The 24,550-nt window shown below is 61.4% G+C and carries 23 protein-coding genes and 1 pseudogene; 3 read left to right on the top strand and 21 right to left on the bottom strand.

The features are described 5' to 3' along the window. Positions 1-3 precede the first annotated feature (3 nt). The 4 genes from TC41_RS02640 to TC41_RS02625 are packed head-to-tail and all read right to left on the bottom strand — an operon-like array spanning position 4 to position 5,673. Positions 4-1,416 carry a bifunctional metallophosphatase/5'-nucleotidase gene (locus TC41_RS02640; RefSeq protein ID WP_014463430.1) on the bottom strand — a complete coding sequence of 471 codons (1,413 nt, stop codon included), beginning with the start codon at positions 1,414-1,416 and terminating at the stop codon, positions 4-6. 33 nt (positions 1,417-1,449) lie between these two features. Continuing rightward, on the bottom strand, positions 1,450-2,103 hold the full coding sequence (locus tag TC41_RS02635) for a YktB family protein (protein WP_014463429.1): 654 nt from the start codon (positions 2,101-2,103) through the stop codon (positions 1,450-1,452). A gap of 13 nt (positions 2,104-2,116) precedes the next feature. Continuing rightward, complete coding sequence (locus TC41_RS02630) at positions 2,117-3,388, bottom strand: ribonuclease H-like domain-containing protein (RefSeq protein ID WP_014463428.1); 1,272 nt, start codon at positions 3,386-3,388, stop codon at positions 2,117-2,119. 2 nt (positions 3,389-3,390) lie between these two features. After that, positions 3,391-5,673, bottom strand: a complete 2,283-nt coding sequence (locus tag TC41_RS02625; RefSeq protein WP_014463427.1) for a DEAD/DEAH box helicase — start codon at positions 5,671-5,673, stop codon at positions 3,391-3,393. A gap of 167 nt (positions 5,674-5,840) precedes the next feature. Here TC41_RS02625 and TC41_RS02620 point away from each other — a divergent pair, with 167 nt between their 5' ends. Next, on the top strand, positions 5,841-6,380 hold the full coding sequence (locus TC41_RS02620) for an RsfA family transcriptional regulator (RefSeq protein ID WP_041694939.1): 540 nt from the start codon (positions 5,841-5,843) through the stop codon (positions 6,378-6,380). Here TC41_RS02620 and TC41_RS02615 read toward each other — a convergent pair. From TC41_RS02615 to mutY, 8 genes are all read right to left on the bottom strand, one after another. After that, positions 6,351-6,851, bottom strand: coding sequence for a DUF402 domain-containing protein (locus TC41_RS02615; protein ID WP_014463425.1), 501 nt, complete (start codon positions 6,849-6,851; stop codon positions 6,351-6,353). The two genes, TC41_RS02620 and TC41_RS02615, sit on opposite strands and share 30 nt — an antisense overlap. After that, a complete protein-coding gene (ytvI, locus tag TC41_RS02610) occupies positions 6,848-7,966 on the bottom strand; it encodes a sporulation integral membrane protein YtvI (protein WP_014463424.1) in 1,119 nt (372 codons plus the stop codon). Before ytvI ends, TC41_RS02615 begins: the two co-directional genes overlap by 4 nt. Positions 7,967-7,988: 22 nt before the next feature. Then, positions 7,989-8,213 carry a hypothetical protein gene (locus TC41_RS02605; RefSeq protein ID WP_237700011.1) on the bottom strand — a complete coding sequence of 75 codons (225 nt, stop codon included), beginning with the start codon at positions 8,211-8,213 and terminating at the stop codon, positions 7,989-7,991. A 159-nt stretch (positions 8,214-8,372) separates the two neighbouring features. Beyond that, positions 8,373-8,801, bottom strand: a complete 429-nt coding sequence (locus tag TC41_RS02600) for a hypothetical protein (protein ID WP_014463422.1) — start codon at positions 8,799-8,801, stop codon at positions 8,373-8,375. A 183-nt stretch (positions 8,802-8,984) separates the two neighbouring features. Further along, positions 8,985-9,683, bottom strand: coding sequence for a FadR/GntR family transcriptional regulator (locus TC41_RS02595; protein ID WP_148260107.1), 699 nt, complete (start codon positions 9,681-9,683; stop codon positions 8,985-8,987). 41 nt (positions 9,684-9,724) lie between these two features. Next, positions 9,725-12,130, bottom strand: a complete 2,406-nt coding sequence (gene leuS, locus TC41_RS02590; RefSeq protein ID WP_014463420.1) for a leucine--tRNA ligase — start codon at positions 12,128-12,130, stop codon at positions 9,725-9,727. A gap of 168 nt (positions 12,131-12,298) precedes the next feature. Continuing rightward, positions 12,299-12,952 carry a Bax inhibitor-1/YccA family protein gene (locus TC41_RS02585; RefSeq protein WP_014463419.1) on the bottom strand — a complete coding sequence of 218 codons (654 nt, stop codon included), beginning with the start codon at positions 12,950-12,952 and terminating at the stop codon, positions 12,299-12,301. A gap of 35 nt (positions 12,953-12,987) precedes the next feature. Continuing rightward, on the bottom strand, positions 12,988-14,130 hold the full coding sequence (gene mutY, locus TC41_RS02580; protein WP_041694936.1) for an A/G-specific adenine glycosylase: 1,143 nt from the start codon (positions 14,128-14,130) through the stop codon (positions 12,988-12,990). Positions 14,131-14,232: 102 nt separating this feature from the next. Here mutY and TC41_RS02575 point away from each other — a divergent pair, with 102 nt between their 5' ends. Further along, a complete protein-coding gene (locus TC41_RS02575) occupies positions 14,233-14,448 on the top strand; it encodes a hypothetical protein (RefSeq protein WP_014463417.1) in 216 nt (71 codons plus the stop codon). A gap of 60 nt (positions 14,449-14,508) precedes the next feature. Here TC41_RS02575 and TC41_RS02570 read toward each other — a convergent pair whose 3' ends face one another. From TC41_RS02570 to TC41_RS02535, 8 genes are all read right to left on the bottom strand, one after another. After that, entirely contained in the window at positions 14,509-15,024 is a 516-nt protein-coding gene (locus TC41_RS02570) for a hypothetical protein (RefSeq protein WP_041694935.1), read from the bottom strand. Positions 15,025-15,109: 85 nt separating this feature from the next. Next, complete coding sequence (locus TC41_RS02565) at positions 15,110-15,595, bottom strand: hypothetical protein (protein WP_014463415.1); 486 nt, start codon at positions 15,593-15,595, stop codon at positions 15,110-15,112. Between the two features lie 131 nt (positions 15,596-15,726). Then, positions 15,727-15,993, bottom strand: coding sequence for an HPr family phosphocarrier protein (locus tag TC41_RS02560; RefSeq protein WP_014463414.1), 267 nt, complete (start codon positions 15,991-15,993; stop codon positions 15,727-15,729). A 67-nt stretch (positions 15,994-16,060) separates the two neighbouring features. Continuing rightward, complete coding sequence (whiA, locus tag TC41_RS02555; protein WP_014463413.1) at positions 16,061-17,050, bottom strand: DNA-binding protein WhiA; 990 nt, start codon at positions 17,048-17,050, stop codon at positions 16,061-16,063. Between the two features lie 13 nt (positions 17,051-17,063). Next, positions 17,064-18,230 carry a gluconeogenesis factor YvcK family protein gene (locus TC41_RS02550; protein WP_014463412.1) on the bottom strand — a complete coding sequence of 389 codons (1,167 nt, stop codon included), beginning with the start codon at positions 18,228-18,230 and terminating at the stop codon, positions 17,064-17,066. A 3-nt stretch (positions 18,231-18,233) separates the two neighbouring features. Further along, positions 18,234-19,100 carry an RNase adapter RapZ gene (gene rapZ, locus TC41_RS02545; protein ID WP_014463411.1) on the bottom strand — a complete coding sequence of 289 codons (867 nt, stop codon included), beginning with the start codon at positions 19,098-19,100 and terminating at the stop codon, positions 18,234-18,236. After that, positions 19,097-19,651 (bottom strand): NUDIX domain-containing protein, encoded by a 555-nt coding sequence (locus tag TC41_RS02540; RefSeq protein WP_041694932.1) that lies wholly within the window; start codon positions 19,649-19,651, stop codon positions 19,097-19,099. Before TC41_RS02540 ends, rapZ begins: the two co-directional genes overlap by 4 nt. Before the next feature lie 192 nt (positions 19,652-19,843). Further along, a complete protein-coding gene (locus tag TC41_RS02535; RefSeq protein ID WP_014463409.1) occupies positions 19,844-21,634 on the bottom strand; it encodes a tetratricopeptide repeat protein in 1,791 nt (596 codons plus the stop codon). A 160-nt stretch (positions 21,635-21,794) separates the two neighbouring features. On the opposite strand from TC41_RS02535, the gene argS reads away from it, so the two are divergent. Further along, positions 21,795-23,495, top strand: coding sequence for an arginine--tRNA ligase (gene argS / locus TC41_RS02530; RefSeq protein WP_014463407.1), 1,701 nt, complete (start codon positions 21,795-21,797; stop codon positions 23,493-23,495). Between the two features lie 84 nt (positions 23,496-23,579). On the opposite strand, the pseudogene hprK reads toward argS, so the two are convergent. Then, positions 23,580-24,526, bottom strand: a pseudogene (gene hprK / locus TC41_RS02525) (HPr(Ser) kinase/phosphatase). Between the last annotated feature and the right edge of the window lie 24 nt (positions 24,527-24,550).

Genomic DNA, 24,550 nt, shown 5'->3' with positions numbered 1-24,550 from the left:
GCCCTACGCCCTCCTTTCCACCGGATCCACGACCTCATAGCGCGGAAGCCGGGCCCGTTCGAGGCGGCCGGGATCGCCGATGTGCTCAATGAGAAGCTCGCGCACCAACGGGCGCTGGTAGGTCACGTCTCGCGCGCGGCGGAACGGCGGAAACACGGGGGACAGCCACAGATACTCGCAGGTGATGACGCGGTAGTCGCGGTCCGGCTCCATCGACCGCCCGCCCATCACGACGCGGCGCACGCGCCTCCCATCGGGCCGGTACTCGATCTCGGCCAGCGCCCCGGAAATGGCGAGCACGCCAATTCTGCCGCCGCGAAACCCGAAGCCGATTCCCTGGCGATTGTGGATTTCGGGTTTCAGGGCGAGATCGATGGCCTCGAGGATGTCCGCCCCGCGCATGGTCACGACGATGGGCCGAGTGGGCGTCGGGCACGCGCCGAGCACGTGCTCCATGGTAATGGCGCCGGGCAACAGGCTCGCGTTGAGCGCTCCCGCCATCATGAGGGCGAGATCTCCCTCGAATGCGTCGTACAGGATGTCCGTGAGCAGATTGGCGAACGTGCATTCGTCCTCATATTGGAGCTGCAGCCGATCCGACAAGTCCGCCACGGCACGCCCCAGCTTCCGCTCCACGAGCGCTCGTTCCTTTGCGTACACCTGCATCATGCGAGCGTCCAGGGGCTCCCAGGGCTCCACAGGGATCCGTTCCGAGCGGGCCGCGACGCGCCCGCCCGAGCGCTCGAGGACCGTGTGCCCGAAGGAAAATCCGTGCTTTCCGGGCTGAAAGACGGCCGTGTGGCCGACGTATTCCGCCTCGTACATGGTCTCGTGGGTGTGTCCGCCGAGGACGCAGGTGATCTGAGGGAGATCGCTCGCCAACGCCCGGTCAAAGCGCAGCCCCATGTGGGACAGGCATACGATGGCATCCACCCGCTGCGCCACGAGCTGTTCCACCGCTCTTCGAGCGGCCTCGAGCGGATCCAAGACCTCGACGCCGAGCATGTGATAAGGCAAGTCGTAGTTGGGCGTCAGGCCGAACGCGCCAATGCGCATCCCGCCCACCTCGTACACGTGCGTATCGCGAAAGAACGGGAACGCGCCGCCGTTTGAGCGCCGCAGGTTCGTGCCAAACGCGATGGCGCCGGACCGGCTGACGAGTTCCTCCCATCGCTCCACCGGGATGGTGAGACCCTCGTTGTTGCCAAAGACCCAACCGTCCACGCCGAGCGCGCGCATGAGCTCCGCATTCAGCAGGCCGCACGTCGCCTCGGTCTCCGGCCGCACGCGATCCAGCACGTCGCCGAGATCGAACGTGAGCGACGCTTCACCCTTTCGATCGAACTCGGCTCGCAGCGCGCGGATCTTCGCCCCAATGCGCATGTGATTTTCAAGCCGACTGTGGAGGTCGTTCATGTGAAGCAAGTGTATCCGCACATCGACACCCCGCTAGTCCTGGGCGATGGAACGAGCCGTTTTGTACAGCGCGCACGCGGGCGTGAACGTCTCTTCCACCCACCGCACGAAGTCCTCGCCCGTCATGCGCACCGCTTCGTCGCGGAGCATCGTGCGCCCCACGAGCATCTCCGCCTTCTTCACCGCAGCCAACCGCTCCCCAACGCGGCGCAATCCATCCACGCCGAGATGGCGCACCAGCTTGAAATCCGGCGAGGTGTGATCTTCGATCACGGCGAAATCCCCCGGCAGCATGGCAAACATGTCCTCGCTCTCCGCGGCCACGCGCGCGCCAACCGCCGCCTTATCGACGCCCTCGTCAATGTAACCGAACACCGCAAACACGTGCGTGGCAAAGAGACCGATCTGGAAATGCGGATGCTTCTTGTAGCCCCGCGGATCCGAGCTGAACGCGACCCACGTGCTCTCAGGCGGATTGACGGTGCGGCGCGCGTGCTTCGCCACATGCGTGTGCATTGGCACGCCAAGCTTCTCCGCCAGCCAAGGCTCAAAGTGTTCGGCCAATTGGATGAACTTCGGTTGAATCCGGGCCCGAATCCGCTCCATCCGCGGACCGAGGCCCGGCTCCGTCATCGCATCAAAATCTTCTGCAGTCCACCCTGCAAACACCGCCCGCACCTTCCCCACGAGTATGCTCCCTCTACAGTAGACGACGCGCGTCAGCCTGGCAAGCCGATTGCCGCTCGAGCTTGCGGCGAATCCGCTCGAGTCGCCGCGCAATCTCACCGTGTTCACGGGTTCCGTCAGCTACCCGCGCCTGCGCCGCCTCCGCAGATTCCAGCGCCTTGGCGAGATCGCGCCGGTGATGCTCGAAGTACTTCGCGGCCTCCACGAGCGGCTCGGGACGGTCCGGAAAGTCTCTCGCGAGCTCCAACCAGATCTCACACGCTTCTTCCCACCGGCCGCGGCGCTTCAAAAACAAGCTGAACAGCCACCGGGCCCGCCAGTCCGCGTCCTCCTGCTCGACGGCCCTGCGAAACTGTGCGTCGGCCGATTCCCATTCCCTCCACGCATCAAACCACGTCGCGAGCCCGACGTGCGGGGCCGCGTGGGGCCACGAGCGCCTCTCCTCCAGCGCTTCCGCAATCTCGAGCGCCAGGCGCGCCAACGTGCAGACGTCGCGGAGGTTGTGGGCAAACACGTCTTCCATGGACGCGAGCGGCGCGCCCTGAACATACGCGAAATAGCGAAGTGGCGCCTCGCTGCCGGGCAGATCGTTATCCCGCTTCACGCCTAGCAAGGCTTCAACATCCGCCAGCTTCATGCGCCCCACCACGCGCTTCCACAGCCTGCGCGCAGGGTGGAGCAGATCCAGGTGCGCGGGCTCGGGAGGGATCAGCCCATAAAGCACGCATCGATTCACGAACAGCGGCCAGTCGTACGACTTCCCGTTGTACGTGACCATCACGCTGCCTTCTCGCTCGAAGCGGTCGGCCAGAAGCCGCACCACCGCGGCCTCCGCCGCGTAATCCGGCACGAAGTACTGGGCCACGCGGAACTCATCGTCGGCGAAATAGCCGACGGCGTGCAGAAACGGCACCGTGCCTCCGCCGTGCCCGAGCCCCGTGGCCTCGACGTCGTAAAACATCATCCGCTCCGGCGCCACGTCGGCCTTCGCCAGTCGGCTCAGGCGGGCGAGATCGCAGAAAAGGAAATCGGCGAACGGGCGGTCTCCGTAGGATGTGCAGAGATCGAAGCCCGTGTCGCGAACCCACACCGGCCCATGCGGGGTGGAGAGCTTTTGGAATCCGGCCTCGGCGAGTTCGCCCTCGCGATGGTTCTCAATGTGAGGCTCCTGCGGTGAGGATGAAGCCGCGCGCGCCTCGTCCGCTGGCGCATCTTCGCCGTTCGACCTGCGCACGCCGATGGTTCGCTCCAGGTCTTTCAGCTTGTCCAACAAGCTCCGTCCCATGGTCACGCCCCCCGCGGTGCGCTCGCCCCGACGACGGAGCCGAGAAGCGACTCCACCCACCGTTTGAGCGGCTCCCCGCTCGTCGGCGGCCCGACGCAGCTCGGGCATCCGCACTCGCACGGACAGCCCTGCAACATGTCGAAGGCCGTCGCAAAGATCTGATCATGGTCGCGGTACACGCGCTCCGCGATGCCCACCCCGCCTGGGTATGCGTCGTACACGTACACGGACGGCCGTGCGTACTGCGGATCGCGCACTTCGACAGCGACGTGCACGTCGGACGCCGCGCACATCGCGTGCAGCGCCACGGCCTGTTTGAGCACGTGCCCCAAGCCTTTGAGCGCCGCCTCCCACTCGTCGTCCGAGGCGGACCAGCGGGATCGGTCAAACGTCACCCAGTAGCCCGACGTGTGCAACTCGGCCTCCGGGAGATAAATCTTGCCCCAGCCGACGTTCTCGTGCGTTTCGAGCTTGATCTTCTTAAACAAGGTCGGCGTTGCGTGCACGGCGAGATCGCCCGTGTAATGGCAAAGCGGCCCCTCTTCGGTCAAGTGGTTCTCTTCAAGCACCTGCAAGTGCACAGCGAGTTCCGCATCCGTGTAATAGTCGCAATCCACAGGGCGCACAAACGCCTTCCCGTTCTCGAGGTCCAGCTTTTCCACCTGATACATCTGCGACTGATGCAGGTAGATGGCCTCCTCGTGTAGCATCGTCAGCGCGCTGAACCGGTCCATCTCGCCGATGACCGTCGGTGGATGCGCGGACTGATCGACGATCACGACATTTTCCTGCGCGGCGCTGCGCAGGGACACGGCGTGCGCCGGCATGTCGTCCGCCATGTAAAAGTAGCGACCGTCCGCGGCGCGGTGCAAAACGCGCGTGTCCACCAAGTAGTCGAGGAGCTCCACCGTCGTCTCGACGCCAAACTGCTCGTCCGCGGAAAACGGCAACTCGTAGGCCGCGCATTTGAGATGGTCCATCAGGATGAGGAGGTTGTCCGGGTAGATGCGCGCCGCCTCAGGCGACGCGTCCAGTAGGGCTTCCGGGTGGCGCACCATCCACTGGTCCAGCGCGGAACTCGTGGCGACAAAAATGGCCGCAGAGATCCCCTTGCGGCGCCCGGCGCGGCCCATCTGCTGCCTGGTGGAAGCCACGGAGCCCGGATAGCCAACCGTGATGGCCGCCTGCAAGGAGCCAATGTCGACGCCGAGCTCGAGCGCGTTGGTGCTGACGACGCCTAAGACCTGGCCTTCTCGCAGGCCCCGTTCAATCGCGCGGCGCTCGTTCGGCAGATAGCCGCCGCGGTAGCTGACGATGCGGGATCGGACGCGATCCCGCGCATCGCGCCGCAGATAGGACGCCAAAAGCTCGACCTGGTTGCGCGTGCGCGCAAAGAGGATGGTCGGAATTTCATGTTGAAGTAAGCGCGCACCGAGCCGCCTCGCCGCCCGCAGCGCCGACTGGCGCAGGCCGAGCGACGGATCGACCACAGGCGGGTTGTACAGAATCACGTGCTTCTCGCCTTCCGGCGCGCCCGATTCGGAGACGACCGCCGTCTCCCTCCCCAGGAGCCGAGACGTGAGTTCGCCCGGATTGGCGATGGTCGCAGAACAGAAGATGAACTGCGGGCGCGCGCCGTAGAACGCCGCGATGCGCAGGAGCCGGCGAATGACGTTCGCCACGTGGCTGCCAAACACCCCGCGGTAGATGTGCGCCTCGTCGATCACGACGTAGCGCAAGTTTTTGAACAGCCGCAGCCACTTCGTGTGGTGCGGCAGGATGGCGGCGTGCAGCATGTCGGGATTGGTCACCACGATGTGGCCCGCCTCCCGAATCTTCTGGCGCGCGTGGATGGGCGTGTCCCCGTCATACGTGAACGTGTGCACCGACGTCTTCAGGTTTCGGACGAGATCGTGCAATTCCGCCACTTGATCCTGCGCGAGCGCCTTGGTGGGGAACACGTAGAGCGCGCGCACGCCGGGATCGCGCAGGATGGACTGGAGCACGGGCAAGTTGTAGCACAGCGTCTTGCCGCTCGCAGTCGGCGTCGCAATCACGACATCTCGGCCAGCCTGAATGAGATCCCACGCCTCCCGCTGATGCGCGTAAAGGCGCTCGATCCCGCGCACAGCGAGGGATGCACGCAATTCTGGGTGAAGTTCGACAGGAAAGTCAGCATAGCGCCCGATGCGCGCGGGCACCACGCGCCAAGCCGAGACCTGTTCTCGAAACTGCGGATCGCGCCGCCACTCGTCCAACAGCTGTTCCAGGTTCATCTGCATCATCCGCTTCTATGAGAGAGACTCAGGAGAAGAACGCGCTGCAACACCTTGTCTCTTCAGTCACGAAATCAGATTTCAATCATACCATGTAGCAAAGCGACAGGTAGGATGCGTATGAAACTTCTACGCCATGGCCATAAGTATAGTACTGAGACAAGGGAGGAATCACCTTGGCATCCGTCGAGAAAAGCCCTGTGCGCTCGGATGCGTGGACGCCCGAGGATGATGAGCGCCTCGCGCAGTTGGTGCTTCGCCACATTCGCACGGGCAGCACGCAACTGAAGGCGTTCGAGGAAGCGGCTGAACAGCTCGGCCGTACGGCTGCGGCGTGCGGATATCGCTGGAACGGCGTGATTCGCAAGCGATATCGGGACGAGATCGAGGCGGCAAAAGCCGAGCGCAAAGCATTTCAGATGAAAACGCAGCCTCACAACGCGAGCGCCGCCCCCACGGCGTCCATGCAGGAGGTCATTCGATTTTTACAGACGTACGACGAACAGTATCAGCGGTTGCGCGAGTACGTCTCGGCCATTGAAAGGGAAAAGTCCGAACTCGAAGCGCGGGTGCGCGCCCTCGAATCTCAATTGCGTGAAGGCGGACCGGAAGTGCCGCTGTCGCCGGAGCAACTTGAGGAAGATTCGCGCACGCTGTTTGCCATCATGGAACGGGCGCGCAAGCTGCTAGCGGAGAACCGTTCCGCCGGGACGTGATCGCAGGATCCACTCGGCGCGCAGCGCGTCGGCGAACGACGGCCGAAACGGGTGCGCGCCGAATTTTACCGCGCGTTGCACGCCCACAACCGCCTGTTGCGCCGCAGTGCGCCAGGCTGGTGGATACATACGGCTCCTGTCCTGAAACTCATCCTCATCGGCCACCCACGCGCGCCCGGATTCTACGCGCACGTCCAGATCGAGATCAATCCACACCACATCCGTGCCGAGGCAAGGAGGCGTGCAGATGTTGACGTAGTAATCCGTTCTATCTGGCTTCAGCAGGATAAACACCTGAAACCACACATGGGGCCAAGCCAGGGCAGCGACCGGATAGGGTGAACTCCACGTGCCCCCGTCATCCTCCACCGGCGTTCCAGGCGGGATCCACCAACCGCCAAACCGCCCCGGCTCCGCCGCCGACCACACGCGGTGCAAGGCGCCGTCCGGCCTCACGCTGATGAGCCTCACGCCTCGTCCCCTCCGGGATCTGGAGCAGGTTCCCCACCCGCCTCAGCGGGAAGAAAGTCACTGAAGAGCCGCGTCCGAAGCAGGCCCTTTGCGCCGATGAGGAGAATGGGGCCGATGAACAGACCGATGAATCCCATGACCTTAAAGCCCACGTACAGGCCGAACAGCGTGGCGAGCGTATCCAGCCCTACGCTGTCCGCAAGAATCTTCGGTTCGACAGCGTGGCGAATGATGGAGATGACCACCTGCAGAGCCAGCACCTTGATGGCCACAGCCACGTGGCCTGTGATGAGCGCCACGATGGCCCACGGGACGGTGAGGATGGCCGAGCCGACGATAGGCACGAGCCCTGCGAAGCCAAACAGGATGCCGAGCAAGATGGCGTACGGAAAGCCGAGCACGAACATCCCAATCATCGCGAGGAACATCGACAGGCACATCAGGATGAACTGAACGCGAATGGTGCCGAGGAACGCGCGCTCCATATCCTCAAACACGGCGTTCAGCTTCGGCGCCCACCCAGGGGGCATCATTCGGTAGAAGCGGGCCAGCATGCGCTCGCGCCGTTGCAAGATGAAAAATGCGGTGACAACCGAGATCACAGCGATGAACAGGGTGTCGGGGAGATGGGTGACTATCCCAATGAGGCCGGTGATGATCTTGTGAACGCTCCCCTCCAGGCCATGTGCGAACTGCGTGAGCGCCGACTGGATGGCATTTGCCACCTGAGGAGGAAGTTGTCCATAAAGCGATTCGCTGCTCTCGATCTCGCCCTCGATCTGAGCGAGCTGTACGCGGAAGAACACCTGGCTGCGCGCGACGAAGGACGTGGCCTCACGCAACGCGCCGATGATGATGCCCGCCGAAATGGCCACAATGAGAAGCACGCTCACGCCGAGCACCAACAGCACGGACGTCAGCCGCCCCAAACCACGGCGCTCCAGCCATCGGACCACTGGAATCAGGAGGATGGCAAAGACCCAGCCGATGACAAACGGCAAAATGTACTGCATCAGCGACGCGAGCGCCAGAATGAAAGCTGCGATGAACGCGAGCAGAATCACAATTTCGAGCACTCGCCAAAGGTAGCGGCGCATTTGAGCGTCTCGTGCCATACGTCGCAATGGCAGCTCTCCTTCAATGTTGGCTTTCCGTCGCTATCGGTTTCACGAAGCGCCGGCGGAGCATGAAACCCACTCCGGCGAGCAACAGAGCGACGACATAACACAACGCAGACAGCCATCCATGGTGTCCCTGCGCCATCAACACAGCGCCAGCCGCCAAGCCGCCCATCGTGAAAAGGGCAATGAGGAAAAACATGATCCGGATCTGGACGGACATGCGGAATCCGATGCCTCCCATCTCGTGAGAAAAGAGGGTCCCGTTGCACGCTCTCATCATACCACACTCGCGTCGCGCGCTCGACAAGATGGACCGGACAGGGCAGCCAGAACCAAAAAATTTCGCCGTCGCACACCGCGGCGGCGAAGCAGAACCCTTCATTGACTTTCAGGACATGGATCACGAAGCGGGCTCCTGAACGCTCATCCCGTTCAAGAAGGCAGCCCACAGATGCTCTCGGTCTTCCGCGCACAACACATCATGGGCACCCGACCTCAGGTAGAGCTGGGTGCGCGCCGGGTGGCGCGAAAGCACCATCACGCGCGGAACGCTGGCGTCTCGGAGTGCCTGCACCACGAGCGCGGTCCGAATGGGATCTTCAAGTTCGCACACGAGCGCGGCTGCGAAACCTTCGGCGCGCACGGCCGCTGTCACGCTCGCTTTGTGCGCAGGCACGACGAGCAGCCGATCCGGATACCAGGTTCGCATCTTATGCTGAACATCCTCGAAACAGACGAGCAGACGGATGTCAAGGCCTGCAGCGAGCGCACGGTCCACGAACCATCGGTCTTCGTCGGAGCAGGCGATCATCAACAGCTTGTGTCCCACGTAAACCAACCTTTCATTTGTCCGCTGAGTCTCCTTGCTTCTCCGCTTCATGGACCCTCACCACACACCATCCAGCAGACCACGCTTATCTATTTGATCCTCGTTTATCCTCACATTTTCGATGAAGCCGAGTTGATAGCGCTTACATCGTCAGTATATCACAGAAGGCTCGGCAAAGGAACCTCACATCATAGCCGATTGCCCGCTTCCCTTTTTCTCCGCCACAGCTCGCAAGATGGCTTCCCCGTATGCATACACAGCGTCGCGAGCGTCCGCCGGTCGCCCTGTCTGAACCGCATCGTAGACCCTCCGACATGCCCGGACACCCAGATCCCATTTCGGGTTCAGGAGTCGAAGGCTGGACCGAAGGGCCTCCTGCAACACGCGAAGCGCATTTTCGAGCAAACGGTTTCCGGCGAGTTCGGCCAGGACGCTAAAGAACTTCAATTCACTCGCGATGCGGTGCTCTCCACGGCGCGGCGAAGCCTCAAGCTCGAACAGTGCGTGCGACAGTGCGGAATAGTCGGATTCCATGCGCTTTGCGGCTGCCCGATACGCGATCTGCGCCAGCACAGCCGTCTGGAGCTCGACGAGATCGCGCACGTTGTCGTAACTGAGAAGAATCGCGGCGTCGAGCGGCTGCATCCACATCTCCACCGAAGCCGTCCGGACGTACGTGCCCGTCCCGTGGCGAAATTCGACGAGCCCCTGGCCGCGCAGCGCGCTCAACGCCTCGCGGACCGTGGCGCGGCTCACGCCAAACCGGTCCGCGAGCTCCCGAAGCGTCGGCAGGCGATCGCCCGGCCGAAACACGCCCTCTTCGATCTGCCTGCGAATCTCCTCCGAGATCTCCATGTACAGTTTGCTGGAACCTTCGCACATGGTCGCATCCCCTCCGGATCAAGCGGATTCACCCGACGCTGTTACTTCACGACCAGGTTGACAATCCGCCCGGGGACGTATACCTCTTTGACGACCTGCTTCCCCTCGATCCACTCGCGGATGTCGGGCAGCGCCTTCGCTCGCGCGACGGCCTCCTCTGCGCTCGTGTCGGCCGGAAGGGTCAAGCGCCCGCGGACGCGACCATTGACCTGAACGGCGATCTCGACCTCATCGTCCCGCAGCCACGCCTCGTCGTAGGTCGGCCAGGACTGCTCGAAGACCGAGTCCGTGTGCCCGAGCATCTCCCAAAGTTCCTCGCCAAGATGCGGGGTAAACGGCGCGATGGCGACGGCGAGCGTCTCCAGCGTGGCCCGGTCCAGACCCTCCTTGGCCTCTTGCTGAAGGTTGTTCACGTACTCCATGAACGCGCTCACCGCCGTATTGAGGCGGAAACTCTCCATGCGCTCGGTGAGCGTCGCGACGAAACGATGGCGAAGCTTGGTTAACGACGGGCGTTCCGGCACGAGTTTGTCCACGTGCTGTGCGTACAGCCGATACACGCGGGCCAGGAAGCGCGCGACGCCCTCAAGCCCATTGGTGCTCCACTCGGCGTCTTCCTCCGGCGGACCGACGAACATCTCGTACATGCGCAGTGCGTCCACGCCGTGCCGAGCGATGATGTCATCGGGGTTGACGACGTTGCCCTTGGACTTCGACATCTTCGCGCCATTCAGCGTGATCATGCCCTGCGTGAACAGGCGCTGGAACGGTTCGTCGAAGTCAATCAGGCCGAGATCGTAGATGAATTTCACGTAAAAACGGGAATACAGCAGGTGAAGCACCGCGTGCTCCACGCCGCCGATATACATGTCGACGGGCAGCCAGTAATTCACCGCTTCGCGCGAAAACGGCTCCTGATCGTTGTGCGGATCTGCATAGCGCAGGAAGTACCAGCACGATCCGGCCCACTGCGGCATCGTGTCGGTCTCGCGCTTGGCGGGGCCGCCGCACTTTGGACAGGTGGTGTTGACGAACGACTCGATGGCGGCAAGCGGCGACTCACCGGTGCCGGTGGGCTCATATCGCTCCACGTCGGGCAGAAGTACCGGCAACTGATCTTCCGGAACGGGTACCGTGCCGCATACCTCGCAATAAACGATGGGGATCGGCTCGCCCCAATAGCGCTGGCGGGCGAACACCCAGTCGCGCAGGCGATAGGAGACCGCCGGCTCCGCTTGGCCCTTTGCCGCCATGAGCTCGATGGCCCGCTTCTTCGCCTCTTCAACCGGGAGTCCGTCGAGCGGTCCGGAGTTCACCAACACGCCGTCTCCGGTGAAGGGAAGCTCTGTCACGCCATCCAGCGGGCGCACCACCTCGACGATTTCGAGCCCAAACTGCTCCGCGAATTCAAAGTCGCGATCGTCGTGCGCCGGCACTGCCATGATGGCGCCCGTGCCGTAGTCCATGAGCACGTAGTCGGCGATCCACACCGGCAGGCGCTTGTCGAGCAGTGGATGCTGGACATAGGCGCCGGTGAATACGCCGGTCTTCGTTTTGTCCACCACCTGGCGCTCGACGTTCGACTTGCGAAGCGCCTGTTCGATATAGGCCTCGACCTCCGCCTTGCGATCCGGCGCCGTGATCTGAGGCACGAGCGGGTGCTCGGGCGCCAGCACCATATACGTGGCGCCGTAGATGGTATCGGGGCGGGTCGAGAACACCTCGATCTCGCCGTCGTGATCGACCAGGCGGAAGCGAATACGCGCCCCCTCGCTGCGGCCAATCCACGCGCGCTGCATGCGCTTCACGTGCTCCGGCCAGTCGAGCTTGTCCAAATCGTTCAGCAGGCGGTCCGCGTAATCCGTGATCTTGAGCATCCACTGCTCCATCTCGCGGCGCGTGACCGGCGCCCCGCAGCGTTCACAGCAGCCGTCTACCACCTCTTCGTTGGCGAGACCGGTTTTGCAGCTAGGACACCAGTTGATGGGCATCTTTTTGCGATAGGCGAGGCCCCGCTCAAACATTTTGACAAAGAAATACTGCGTCCATTTGTAAAATGACGGATCAGTCGTGTTCACCTCGCGGTCCCAGTCGTACATCGCGCCGATTTCTTCAAGCTGCCGCTTGAAGTTCGCGATGTTCCGTTCCGTCGCAATCCGCGGGTGGATACCGTTTTGGATGGCGTAATTCTCGGCCGGCAGGCCAAACGCATCCCAGCCCATGGGGTGAAGAATCTCGTAGCCGTGCAGCTTCTTGTAGCGACTCCAGACGTCCGAAATCGTGTATCCGCGCCAATGCCCCACGTGTAGGCCGCTCCCGGACGGGTACGGGAACATGTCGAGGCAGTAATACTTCGGTTTTCCGCTCTTCCCGTCGGCCCTGTGAGCGTTCTGCTCACGCCACCGAGCTTTCCATTTCTTTTCGATTTCCTGTGGACGATATTCCATCGGCTGTCCTCCTGTGCCATCGGTTGCGGCCTGGCCGCCTTCCGCTCGTACAGACTCTCGTCCCGTATTATAGGACGCCCAGGACTCGAAATGCCACTTCCGCCTTTCCCCGCCAGCCCAGCGCACAAAAAAAGCGGGGCGCGTAAGCGCCCCATCTTGATGCGCCGCTTATCGGCGATCATTCCCGCCGCTCATGATACCCATAAGCCGCAGGATGAACAGGAACAGGTTGATGAAATCGAGGTACAGCGACAAAACCATCCACGGCACGTGCTGCTCCGCGACGCCATACTGCGCTAGGCGATTCACGTCAAACAGCACGTACCCGATGAAGATGGCCACGCCGAGATACGCGTAGATCAGGCTTGCTGCGGAAGAAAAGCCCGTAAACATGGCCACCAAGCCCATCAGAAGCAGCGCCAGCGTGCCGATCATCAGAAACCCGCCGAGGAACGAGAAATCCATGGACGTGCGGGATGCGACAAACGAAGCCACCAGGAATGCGCCCGCCGTCACGGCCAGCGCCTTCAGGACTAGGGCCATGCCGAAGACGGATGCGTACGACAGGAGCGCGTACGACAACGTCATGCCCGAGATGAACGTGAACGTGAACACGAACGGATAGCCAATGGCCCGTGTGTACTGCCGGAACATCGCATAAACGATCATCCCGAGTTCCACAAGCCACAGAATGGGGGTCAAACCATACGGCAGGCGCGTGCCCACCACAACGCCGGCCCCGGCCGTGACGAGCGAGGCACAAAGCCCGAGAAACACACGCGACAGAATCTTATTTTGGGTAATCGTATACGTCTGCTGCATTCCATCACCACCTCCACTGGGATGCCCTGTTCCTGTTAAAACAGCGCCAACTGCTTGTGATTTCGCGAGATCAATTGACTTAAAACGTCCTGATATACTTTAGGCCACACAAACTTCGAAATCTCCTCGAAACCCACCCACGTCCCTTCATGGCTCGGATGAATCTCCAAGAGTTGGCCTCCAGCTTGATCATACCCGACCGGCGCAAACACGACAACCGTCCAGTCCAAGTGCGTGAACGCATGCGAAGCCTCACATACGCGCTCGAACACCACCGCCTCCGGTTCTCGAATGGTGTCTCCCTTGTGTGCATGCCCCAAACGAAGCTCCGTCAAACAGGCTCGCGCATGCCATTCCAAGGAAGCCGACGAATCGTCGATCTCGACGGCAGGCAACTGCCACATACCGCCAAGGAGCCCTCCCTCAGGGCGCCGCTCAGCCCAAAACGAGTCTCCGCGCGTGAGCCAAAGCGCCACCACAATCTGCCTGCGGCGGGCTCGCTTGGGGAGCCGCTTGGGTAAGGCTTCCGTCAAACCGCGCGCACGCGCCGCACAGTTTGAGGCAACGGGACATACTGAACAACGCGGCTTTTTGGGCGTGCAGACGAGCGCACCGAGCTCCATGAGAGCCTGGGTGAACACCCTTGGTGTCCCATATCTCAACGCTTTTGCGACGTCCTGCTCAATCTGGCGCTTGACCTTGGGCAGATCGACCGGCTCCTCGATGCCAGAATATCTGGACATGACGCGAAGCACATTCCCGTCCACGGCTGGATAAGGCCGGTTGAATGCGATGCTGAGAACGGCCCCGAGCGTGTAGGGCCCAATTCCAGGAAGTGCTCTGAGCTCGTCCGGATCCTCCGGAATCCGCCCGCCGTGGCGATCTCGAACCACCTCCATGGCCGCTTTGAGATTGCGCGCGCGGCGGTAATACCCAAGCCCCTCCCACATCTTGAGCACGTCATCGATGGCAGCGTCCGCGAGATGGAGCGGCGTGGGAAAGCGGTCCATAAACCGGTCGTAGTAAGGAATGACCGTCTCAACCCGCGTCTGCTGAAGCATGGTTTCGCTGACCAAAATCGCGTAGGGATCAGCCGTGCGGCGCCAAGGGAGATCACGACTAGCCTGGGTGTACCACGCTTCTAGTGTATGTGTGAAAGCTGCCAAGCTTTCTTCCACGGTGTGCGTGCGCTCCTTCCCGTTCGCGCCTCCTTTGGAACGCGTTCACCTCATACCGCCCGCCGGTGCAGAGAACAATACCGCATGGGGAGGTGGCTGGCTATGTGGAATATGATGAACGCGATGAGCGGGATGGCGCGAAGCCGAATGAACTGGCGGCGGCGAAGTCACGGGATGGGAACCATGACAGCCCTGCTTATAGGCGCGAGCGTAGGCATTGCGGCCTGGGAAGCCGTGCGTCAGATGCAGAACAAAAATCAAATGCAGAATGCCGCACAGGACCTTGCGCAGCAGATGATGGACGAAATCCGCGAATAGACATATTGGGCCCGCCCCTAAGGGATGCGGGCCTCTCTGAAGTTGCGCCGCGATGAGGCGCTATGGATAGCGTCGGTGCACGCCATATTTGTTCTTCCAGACCTGGTACGACAGGCGGCTGCGCTTGAAGCTATCCACAAACCGCTGTGTATTGTCGAGCACGCGCCTCGCTTCAGCCAAGCTCATCTGCCTCGAGAAGATGGCTTGGCCGAACTCCTCGAGATCAATGATATGGTAATACGACCGCTCGTACAGAAGGACATCCACATACATGTCTTCCACGTAAATATATTCCTGATCTTCCCAAACCTTGACGAGATCGACGTAATGGTCAAAGCGCAGGCGAGGGTGCTTGACGGGGACACCCTTGTCCATACACGTGCTAACCGCAATCCCCCACTGCGGATAAATCTCGCGCAGGTGATTCGTGTATCCCTGTTCGAATGCGGGGCGCTGCACGACCACCAAACCAGGTCTGCGAACGAGCTTTTCAATGACGAAAGGCTCATTCGAGCGGTCGATTCCGCGTTCTTCTCGCTTGTGGATTTGTTGAACGCGGCCCTCTCGTAGCGCCACGAACGCCCCTCCTGCCTGTCCATAAGATCCGCTTTTCATATAGACTACCATGAGTTGCGTAAATCACAAAGCCGGAGGAAGGGCGTCACGACGGCCTTGAACTTCGCCGCGGCTTGAATCTCCGCCTTGAGCGCTGAACTCCGAAAGGCTCGGTCGAGCTCCGCCTGGGAACCGGGCGCACCCGCATTCGTTTGCCGCGCATGGTCCGAACGCGCTTGACCGCCCACCAGGCACTGCCCCCCATCGCGGCCAGCAGCAGGAGATACACGTACCACGGGGCGGCCTCGAGCGGTTCCGCATACGTCAGCGATGCCGCGTCGGCGTGTTCGATCACGACCCACTTGCCATCCGCGCCGAACAATCGGCTCTGAGGCGGAAGCATCGCGCGATCGCCATTCGTGGGATTGTAAAAGAGGAGGTAACCCTCCTCGTTTTCTCCTTCGTACTGCCAGTCGTCGATCACGCGCTGGCCGAAGTTGACCTCGTGATAAAGGGGATCTCGCGCAACGAACGGCATGATTATGCGGTAGCCTTCGTACACCGTGAGGAAAAGGGCCAATGCCACAGCCATGATCAGCCAAACAGGTGTACGCCGCCGGCTTCCGACACGCATCTTCCGCGCCATCCGTCACACCTCCGGTTCTCCACGGTGGATTGTATGAACCGGAGCGGAAGAGGAGAACGAACGCGGACAACACAACGTCACACGAACAATTCTTCCGACTCGATGAGCTTCGTCAACTGCTGCACTGCGGCCTGCTCATCTGTGCCGCTCGCCCGAATGACGACGCGCTCACCGGACGGAATCGCGAGGCTCATGACACCCATGATGCTCTTCGCGTTGACCGTCTTGCCGTCCCTCTCCACAAACACTTCCGACTTGAAGCGCGTCGCCTCTTGAACGAACTTGGCGGCCGCGCGCGCAAACAAACCGCCGCGCAGGCGGACAATCGTCTCTTTCTCAAACATTTTCATCACCAAGTCCCCAGGATTGATTTTCAGTATATCATCCCACGCACCGCGGAAGATAGCGGTTTCACGGTTCTTTATGGGTCATTTCCGACGATTTATCGACAGCTGCATGACCTTTTTTTGAACGTTCTCGCAACCGATCGGCGATCTCCTCCAACTTGCGGAACCGGTGGTTCAGCCCCGACTTGGAAACTCGCCCTCCGATGGCCGCGCTCAGTTCCTGAAGATTCGACTCCGGGTACTGGAGCCTCAGCATCGCGGCTTCGCGCAGGTGCTCGGGCAATCTTTCTAGCCCTATCGTACGCTCGATCCAGCGAATGTGCTCCAGTTGCCGGATGGCTGCCGAAATGGTCTTGTTCATGTTCGCCGTTTCGCAGTTCACCAGGCGATTCACCTGATTTCGCATCCCTTTCACAATCCGCCGATCTTCAAATTGGAGAAGCGCCCGCACTGCGCCGATCACGCTCAAAAACTCGACGATCTTTTCGACCTCTTTGATGTAGACGATATAGCCTTTCTTCCGAGCCGTCACGCGCGCGTTCAGTCCGTAGTGATTCATCAACCGCATGAGCCACTCGGCGAGATCGAGCGAATGCGCGTAGATTTCCAGATGATACGAGGAACTTCCAGGTGCGTTCACTGAACCACCCGCGAGAAACGCTCCTCGGAGAAAAGCCCGCCGGGCCTCGTCCTTTCGAGGAAGCGTCCATGCGACGGCCAGAGGGCCCTCTGCGATCTCACCGCCGTATCCCAACTCCGCGAGCGCGAACTCGGCTTGGATGCGGCTCAACCGCAAAGTGTACACGTGGTTCTTCTTGAGTCGCATTTTCCGCCGCACCACGACTTCCGGACGAATGCCCAACAACTGCTTGATCGACGTGTAGACGCGCCTGGCCGTGGCCACGTTCTCGGTTTCGATGACGAGTGCGCCCGCGCCCTCCTTCAGGCGAAACGACGCGCTCAGGGCGAACACCGCCATCAGCTCGTACCGAGTTGCCGCGGGATCCGAGGCGATCTGCGTCAATTCCTTTTTGGTCTCCGCGGCAAACGACATCTGGCTATCTCTCCTATCTCGTGAGGTGCTTCGTTTCCCGCTCGTAGCCCAACAGGCTCACAATCTGTTCCGCGACCTTTCGGCTGTCGTGGCGGGCGTAAGTCGCATAATGAATAAAATCGCGGGCAATGACCTTGAGCCCGAGTTTGTGCAGCTCCTCCATGTCCACCCGAACCGGATAGCTCATCTGCTCCTGGTAGCGCCGCAGGGCCTCCTCCGGCAGCGGTGCTGCGTTCACCAGCACGTAGTCGAACAGCCGGCGCCCCACGTGGCGATAAATGACGCGCACGTGGCTCGATGCCGACAAATCGTCTGTCTCCCCGCGTTGCGTCATCACGTTGCATATGTAAATCTTGCAGGCTCGGCTCGACGCAATGGCTTCAGCGATGCCCGGAACCAACAGATTGGGCAACACACTCGTATACAAACTCCCCGGTCCCACGACGATGGCGTCCGCGGACTCGATGGCTGCGATGACGTCGGGCAGGGGTTCGAGGTCAGCGGGAACAAGTTCCAGTCGCTCGATGCGCCCGCCGGCTTCCGGAATGCGCGATTCCCCCTCGACTACGCGGCCGTCTTCGAGGTACGCGCGAAGACGCACATCCTCGCGCACAGCCGGCAGCACTTTTCCTCGAACCGCCAACACGCGGCTTGTCTCGCGAATCGCCGACTCAAAGTCGCCCATGATATGCGTCATCGCCGCGAGAAACAGGTTCCCGAAGCTGTGACCCTCGAGCCCTTCGCCGGCGGGGAAACGAAACTGCAACAGGCGCTCCAATAGCGGCTCCGTGTCCGCCAAGGCGACCAGACAGTTGCGGATGTCTCCCGGTGGAGGCATGGCAAAGTCATGCCGCAGTCTGCCGGAACTCCCTCCATCGTCCGCCACCGTGACGACCGCAGTGAGATCGATGTCATATTCCTTCAGACCGCGAAGAATGGTCGACAAACCCGTTCCGCCGCCGATACACACAATCTTCAGCCTGCGCTCTCGCCAGCGTTGCAGCCGTCGCTGGCGCCGAATGTCCGACCACCAGCCAAACGCGAGCAAAAGCACAGCCGCCAACACGATGGCAACGCCGATGTCGGCGGCGTGCGGCCAGTGCGAAAGCCGTAAAACGCCCGTCAAAAGGCCCATGCCGAAACAGGCGATGGTCCACGCGAGCAACCACCACTGTCGCATGGGCTAGTCCTCCCGCCTGAAATCCCGGTGCGTGAGATCAACCACGGCGATCTCTCGAAGATGTTCGGCGATGTGCTTCGCGACCGCTACGGAGCGATGCTTGCCACCCGTACAACCCACGCCGATGACGAGATGGCTCTTCCCTTCCCGCTGAAATTCCGGGATGAGAAAGTCGAGCATATCCTCCGCCTTCTTCAAGAAAGCCTGTGTCTGCGGCCACTGCATGACGTAATTGTACACCGGTTCGTCTTCTCCGGTGTAAGGCCGCAGATGATCGAGGTAGTGGGGATTCGGCAAAAACCGCACGTCGAACACCATGTCTGCATCGAGCGGCACACCGAACTTGAACCCAAACGACACCACGTGGACCGGAAGGCGCATCGCATGGTCGACAAACCGGCGGCTCAATTCCTGCTTGAGTTGATTGGCGGATAGGTTCGACGTGTCAATCACGACGTCGGCCGCCTGCCGCACGCCCGCGAGTTTCTGCCGCTCAGCCTGGATGCTCTCGAGCAACCTGCCGCCCATCGAAAGCGGGTGGCGGCGGCGCGACGCCTTGTAGCGCCTCACGAGCGTCGCGTCGTCCGCGTCGAGAAACACGAGCGTCACGGTGACGTCCTTGCGTTCTTTGATTTCCTGGACGGTCATCAATAGAGGCTCGAACAGTTCACCACCGCGCAGATCACAGCCAAACGCCATCTTGCTTAGCTTGCCAGACGCGTGCTCGGCCATGTCGATGAGCCGCGGCATGAGCGCAGGCGGCAAGTTGTCGACGCAGAAAAAACCGAAATCTTCGAACGCCTGCATCGCAGTGGACTTACCCGCGCCTGACATGCCGGTCAGCACAATCGCCTGCAAGCGGTTGGTCACAGCACATCCCCCTCTTGGCTGCGCGCAAACAGCGGTTCCAGTGGATAGCCCTCCGGATCCATTTCATGACGAAGCAGACGGTGATCCGCGTCGTACGAGAAGCTCCCAAAGAACACCCTATCATCACCGTGCTCCTCGGCGGCAATGGCATGCAAAAGCATGAGGCGATCTCCTTCGTCCATGGGCAGGCGCGGGAGTTCCCGCTTCGTCACGATGGCAAGCGTGCCTTCTCGATGGACGGTTCGGAGGATTCCCGAGGCCCCTCGCCCGACGAACTGGGCGATGAGGCGCCGCTTCTCGCCTTCCTCGTTGCCCGCGGCGATGTAAATCTCATACACTCCGCGAAGATGGGCGTCCTCGAGCTCCAAACCTGTTTCTTCGGTGAACTCGCGCATGGCCGCGAGTCGCCACGACTCGCCTGGTTCGACCTTGCCGCCCGGCAGGTACCACCATCCGCGGCGCGGTTTGCGCAACATCACGAACCCGCCGTCAAACGGTGCATAGCAGTTGACAATCACCTGCAAGGCGCCCACCCCATTTGTGAACAGCATAGCATGCTCCGCCAAAAGTATACCAGGGATGCGTTCTACACAAAAAAAGCGGCACCCGGAATCCGAGTGCCCAAGAACCTCTATATCAAAAGGGGGTCAAATGTGCTACGCCTTTAGAGTAGACCGCACATGTTTCATCTGTGTTACATCCTCGTGAAATTCTGATGACCGCCGAACATTTCCCGCCATCCGTCACTCTTCGCGACTCCGCCGCGCCCGCCATCCTGCCCGAAGCACCACCTGCTCCATGCGGGAACTGCATTTGCTGAGCGAGGACACGGAAACGCGGAACTGCGCAGCGAGATCTCGCTGCACAACAGGCACGTTGGCGTAACGCAACACCACGTACAACAGACCGGCTGCCCAACTTTCGGGTTTCACAATCCGCTTGCGCAGGTCGAGGAACAAGTCGTCGTACAGGTACGTGAGCCAGAACCGAAGCGCTTGGCCCACCAGGGCACGAAGGCCGCGAGCGGTGAGCCATTCCGCCGCAAGGTCCCACACCTCTCGCCACTGCGGTTGCAAATCCAAGATGATGTCCTGCCGCACATCCTCCAGCCGCATCTCAATGGGACCCGCGGCGCGCCAGATTCGAACTGGGCCCTTCGCACCCATCCGCTTAAGTGCAACGAGGGTTTGCTCCTGAAGCGACGCGTCGATGTCGGATCGAGTCAAAAACGACCTCAGCGCTTGCTCGGCATCCCCGTCGCCGACCACCGCGAGCGCGCGAATGACGCGCTGGCGCACCTCGCGATCGCCATGGCGCAAACTCCAGTATAAGGATGCCCGAAGCAAAGGATCTCGCTTCCATTCGTCCGGAGACGACGTCTGAAGGCGGTCTCGGACCTCGGCGAGCTGCATCTCGACCGGGATGTCCAGCTGATAGCTGACGCTCACCGACGCAAGTCCCGCCGCCCGCGCTTGACGCACCCGCTCGAGATGATAGTCCGCCACGCGTGCGCAGTCCTCGTGTCGCGACAATTGCCTCCATAGCACTTCTGCACTGGTCAGGTTCCCGAGATTTGCGTGCGCAGCTGCGAGGCCATGCAGCAGCATAGGATGATCCGGCGGGACGAGGCGCGCGAGCCGCCGAAACGCCGCGAGCGCTTCGGCATGACGGCCGACGAACCCCAGTGTGATGGCCACTTTCATCGCGATGTCCGGGTGGAGGGGGATGACCTTTTGCAGCGGCTCCACCGCCCGCCGCAACCGCTCCTCATCGCCGAAATGTTGCAACAAAAGCGCGCGGTTGCAGAGCGCATGCAGGTTGTCCGGCTGGCGTTCGAGCACGCTCTCGGCCATCGCCAGCGCTTTGTCGTAATGGCCCGTGTAATAGTACGCCAAGCTTAGGTTGTTCCGAGCCGCAATGTGGGCTGGATCGGCCGCCACCACCTGCTCCAGCCACTCCACGGCGACTTCAAACTGTCCGTTTTCCAGAAAGTAGCGCCCATCCTGGATAGCTTGCATCGTCTCCACGCGTGCTTCCTCGCGCCTGCGCCGCTCCAGCGCCCGGCCGCCGCCAAACTCGTCGATGAGAATGCAGAGCATCTCTTCCGCCTCGGCGGCGTATTCTCCGTCGGGATCGACATCCAAGTAGCGAAGGAGATGCTCTTCAGCCGCATCGTAGTCACCTAGGTTGGCGTAGTTGTTGGCGAGATAAAACCAGCATTCCGACATGTGCGGATCCATATGCTCAAGCACGTAGTGCAACAGTTCATTGGAAGCTTCAAAATCGCCGAGCTCCGCGAGCACGCCCGCGAGGTTGCAGTAATGAACGGGATTGTCGGGCTCGTACTCCACGGTTCTTTGAAACGCTTTTACCGCGCGCGCCAGATCATTCCGCTGCAAGAAGCGCATGCCTCGCTCGAAGAAGTAGGACGCGTCCAGCTTCATCGCGATGACGTTCTCGGGTCGTTCCACCTTGTTGTAGCGATGGCGACGTTTGTCCATTTGCACCTTGTGCAGCGCCTCCTTTGCGACCATTCAACGGCACACGCACTTCATGGCGAGATCGGGCGAACGCGCTGCTCGCGCCCGCAACTGGTGGAAAAAGTATAGCACAGCGGGCCAGAAATGGCGAAGTTCCTCAAGATATTTGTACATGCTATAATGAATAGACGCTTTTGGAGGACTGTACAGGGGGATGAACGTGAGATCCATCAAACGTGCCATCGCACATGCGATTGCAGACGTCGTCGCGCGGCCGGTCGACGAGATCGCCCGCATGCTCGAATATCCGCCGAATCCGGCGCTTGGCGATCTCGCCCTACCCTGCTTTCCGTTTGCGCGGGAGATGCGCAAGAACCCGGTGCAGATTGCGGACGAGCTCGCCGAGCGCGTACGGCACGTCGACGGCGTGGAAAGCGCACAGGCCGAGAAGGGGTTTCTGAACATCCGGCTGGCGCGGTCCCCATTCGCGGAACGCGTGATAGGACAGGCCATCGCATCCGTGCACAATCTGTTCTCAGAGGAGCGAGGCCGTGGGCGGACGGCCGTGATCGACTACTCGTCTCCCAATATCGCCAAGCCGTTTGGCGTCGGACATCTGCGTTCCACCATCATCGGCCACGCGCTCAAGCGCATGATGCGCGAAGACGGGTGGAGGGTGGAAGGCGTCAACCACCTGGGCGACTGGGGCACGCAGTTCGGCAAGGTCATCGCGGCGTACCTCAAGTGGGGCAATGAGGATGAAGTCCGCAAGGACCCGGTCAAGGAGTTGTTCCGCCTCTACGTCCGGTTTCACCAGGAGGCGGAGTCGTCGCCCGAACTCGAAGACGAGGGGCGGCTGTGGTTTAAGAAGCTGGAGGAGGGCGATCCGGAGGCGACGCGCCTCTGGCGCTGGTTTATCGACGAGAGCCTGCGCGCGTTCAAACAGGTGTACGACCTCTTGGGCGTGGAGTTCGAGCATTACATCGGCGAGAGCTTTTACAACGACAAGATGGATGCCATTGTGCAGGAACTGCGGGACAAGGGGCTGTTGGTCGAAGACCAGGGCGCGGAAGTGGTCGATTTGTCCGCGTACGGTATGCCGCCCTGCATCATCGTCAAGTCAGACGGCACGTCCATCTACGCCACGCGCGATCTCGCCGCGGCGGACTACCGGCATCACGCGTTCGGCGCCGACACGCTGCTGTATGTTGTGGGCGCGGAACAGAAGCTGCACTTTGAACAGGTGTTCAAGGTGCTTGAGCTCATGGGGCGCGACTACGCGAAAAACTGCGTGCACGTCCAATTTGGGCTGATGAAATTCAACGGCCAGCGGCTGTCGACCCGGCGCGGGCACGTCGTCTACCTAGAAGACGTCCTGCAGAAGGCCATCGAAGAAGCTCGCGCCATCATCGACGAGAAAAACCCTGGGCTCGAAAATAAGGACGCGATCGCCCGCCAGATCGGCGTGGGAGCCGTGATCTTCAACGATCTCAAGACGTACCGGGTTCACGAGGTGGACTTCCGGTATGAGGACGTGCTCAATTTCGACGGCGAGACCGGGCCTTACGTCCAGTACACCCACGCCCGCGCGTCGAGCGTGCTGCGCAAGGCGGAGGTGGATCGGGTCGCATGGGACCCAGGCTACGAGCCGGATGACGCGGAGTGGGCGCTCATCTTCCTGCTCGCGCAGGCCAACGAGTCCTTGGAGCGCGCGGTCGACACGTACGATCCGTCCGTGATTGCCCGATACGCCCTTCAGATGTGTCACGCGTTCAACCGCTTTTATCACGATCACCCCATCCTGCAGGCGGACGAGCCGGCGCGCACATCCAGACTGGCCCTCACGCGTGCGGTGCGCGAAGCGCTCGCGAAATCCCTCTACCTTCTCGGCATCGAGGCGCCGGAGGAAATGTAAAAGCGGCGGAAATGTCCGCCGCTTTTGCTTTTCACCTTGCCTGCGCCGTAGACGGTTTGCCTCCTGAGCGTCTATTGGCCGCACTCAAGCGCTTCCCTCCGATTGCGCAGCGATCATCTGCTCCAATTCCGCTGCAAACTGCTTCGCCGCGTCGAGCCCCATGCCCTTCAGGCGGAAGTTCATGGCCGCGACCTCGACAATCACGGCGAGGTTACGACCGGGCCGCACGGGCACCGTCACCTTCGGCAGCTCGATGTCCAGGATCTTCATGGTCTCCGTCTCAATGCCGAGGCGGTCGTACGCGTGGTTATCTCGCCACGCCTCGAGATGCACGACCATCGAGATGCGCTTGTGCGTCCGCACGGCCCCGGCGCCAAACAGGGTCATGGCGTTCAGGACGCCAAGGCCGCGGATTTCGATGAGATTCTGCAGTAACGGCGGCGCGCTGCCGACGAGGTAGTCGTCGGAGATCTGCCGAATCACCACCGCGTCGTCCGCGACGAGCCGGTGACCGCGCTTGATGAGCTCAAGCCCCGTCTCGCTTTTGCCGATCCCACTGGAACCGATGATGAGAATCCCGATGCCGTATACGTCGACGAGCACGCCGTGCTGTAAAGTCTCCGGAGCCAGCTTGTCCTCGAGGTAATTGGAGATGCGTGCGGTCAGCCGCGTTGTCACCATGGGCGTGCCGAGCACCGGGATGCGGCGAGAGGCAGCCTCCTCCAAGAGTACCGGCGGCGGCGTGTCGCCGCGCGTGATGATGATGCACGGCGTCTGCTGATATGAACAAAACGCAAACGCCCGCAGAGCCCGTTCCTTCTCGTTGAGACCTCGCAAAACGACAGCTCGGTTCTTCCCAGGATCTGCACGCGTTCCGCAGGGTGATAGCGCAGGTAGCCTGCCAGCGCCAGCCCTGGGCGATTGATGTCTCGCGTGTAGATCATGCGGTCCAGATCCGCGTCCTGGTTGAACACGTGCAGATCGAGATCGCGCACCAGTTGCCTGACACTCACTCCCCGCGGATTGGCCACGGCCCCTTCCTCCCTTCCCGGCGC

This window comes from Alicyclobacillus acidocaldarius subsp. acidocaldarius Tc-4-1, assembly GCF_000219875.1.
GTDB classification, from domain to species: Bacteria; Bacillota; Bacilli; order Alicyclobacillales; family Alicyclobacillaceae; genus Alicyclobacillus; species Alicyclobacillus acidocaldarius_A.
The sequence above is the reverse complement of the archived record's forward strand: the minus strand, read 5'-3'. Positions and strand labels throughout refer to the sequence as shown.